The 2,265-nt window shown below is 42.3% G+C and carries 1 protein-coding gene; it reads left to right on the forward strand.

Annotation, left to right across the window (positions count from 1 at the left end; translation table 11 throughout):
* Window positions 1-2,265, forward strand: a 2,265-nt coding sequence (locus WH277_RS00175; RefSeq protein ID WP_339503653.1) for a fimbria/pilus outer membrane usher protein, incomplete at both ends; no start/stop codon positions are given.

Genomic DNA, 2,265 nt, shown 5'->3' on the forward strand with positions numbered 1-2,265 from the left:
CTCAGCCGCACTTTACACTGCAGGATCTAAAAAATATTGGGATAAAATTAAATTCAGAGAATAATACACCTCTACAAACTGATAAAAAACAGAAAGAGATCAGTTTTACATTGCAAAGTGTCATCGAAGATAGTTCGGTGAACTATAACGCAGGTGATTATGAGTTAAACATTACTGTACCACAGGTTAATATTATTTATCATCCGCGAGGTTATATTGACCCCAGCCTTTGGGATGCAGGCGTTCCCGCGATTTTCCTTGATTACAATGCTAATATGTATCGAAGTTATACTGGTTCAAAGTACGGATCCAGAAGTAATAACATTATTTATACTGGCAATATCGGTATGCAGACAGGATTCAATGCTAAAGGATGGCGTTTCAGAAAGCGTCTGAACGTAGGCATGTCCAGCCGTGGGACTTCGAATACGCAAAATTTATTTGGTTTTGCTCAAACAGACATCATTCGGTTACAAAGCAGCCTCACAATAGGTGATAGTAATACCAGAGGAGATGTATTCGACAGTTATAATATTCGAGGCATTATTTTACAATCAGATGAACGTATGCTGCCCGAAGGATTAAGAAACTACGTTCCTGTAATTAGAGGCGTGGCAGAAACCAATGCCAAAGTCACCATTACTCAGCGTGGGCAGACAGTATATGAAACTGTGGTTCCGCCTGGCCCGTTTGAGCTTACTGATGTTGGGGCAATGGGATATGGTGGAGACCTCGAAATGACGGTAACAGAAGCCGATGGTCGAGTCAAAAGTCAAAGCATTCCATTCTCTGCACCACCGATGTTACTACATCAGGGTGTATCTTTGTTTAGTGTCAATGCAGGGGAGCTCAGAGAAGATAAATTAAGAACGAAACCGAAGGTAATGCAGGGCGTGTACCAGTACGGTGTGGGCAATATGTACACACTGTATGGCGGCGGGCAACTTTCGGAACATTTCTATTCAACGGCCTTGGGTAATGCATTTAACACACCAATTGGTGGTTTCTCGGTGGATGTCACACACGCAAAAAGCCAAATTTCTGAAAATAAAAACAAAGCTGGCAATAGTTTTAGAGTAGGTTTTAGTCGCTACCTGGAAACAACAAATACAGATTTTACTCTTGCTGCTTATAAGTACTCAACGGCAGGATATTATACATTTAGAGAAGCAAGCCTTGAGCGATACGCTTCTAGAAATAACCAAGAATCAGATTATCGAGCAAAACAACGTCTGACCCTGACTATTGGCCAGCGATTATGGAATGATGCTTATCTGAACTTCACTGGTAGCATGTATAAATACTGGGACAATAGATCCGGGACCAGACAATACTCCCTAACCTATAATAAGTCTGAAAAATATTTTTCTTACTCACTTACGGGTATGCGAACGATGAATAGTAATCGTAGAAATGAGAACACTTATATGTTGTCTTTCAACATACCACTTGGCCGGAGTATCAGCAGTCAGCCAGTCTTTAGCTCAATCTATACCACTCTGACGCACGATGAGGGAGGTGGATCTTCCCTGCAGGTCAATGCCAATGGTAGCCAGGGTGAAATGAATGAACTGAACTATGGGATTGGGACAACAACAACGAACAGTCATAATGAGGGCACTAAGGAAACTGTCTCTGGCAATGCTTTCTATCGTTCCCCTATAGGAAACCTCGGCCTGACAGCATCGGCTGATAATAAATCAACTAATCAGGTCTCTTTGTCCGCTAACGGAAGTATTGTCGGTCATCAGGGCGGTATCACGGCGGGTCCACCTATAGGTGATTCTCCCTTTGCTATCATCAATGCTCCAGGAGGAAGGGGTGCCAAACTATTAAATGGTTATGGTTCGAAAGTCGACTCAAATGGGTATGCCATTATGCCTTCATTAACAGCGTATCGGGAAAACAGAGTTTCTATCGATACGAGAGGACTACCCGCAACAGTTGATGTGCTAGAAAGTGAAAGCACAGTTGTGCCAAGAGCGGGATCAGCCATTTTGGTTAACATGAAGACAATTGTTGGAACGCCTTACATACTTATTGTTAAACGCTCTGATAATAGTTATCTGCCGATAGGCACAGAATTGTTCAATGAGAATGGCATAAGCCAGGGTATTATCGGACAAAATGGGATGGCATTTATTCGCGGCTGGGACCCAACGATAAGCATACTGAATGCAAAATGGGATGAAGGACGAAGTAAGTGCCGTATTCTTCCTAACAAAAAATGGATTGCGCCATCCGACAAAGGTAATAAAAATATAG

This window comes from Erwinia sp. MYb416 (genome assembly GCF_037479575.1).
Taxonomy (GTDB): Bacteria; Pseudomonadota; Gammaproteobacteria; order Enterobacterales; family Enterobacteriaceae; genus Erwinia; species Erwinia rhapontici.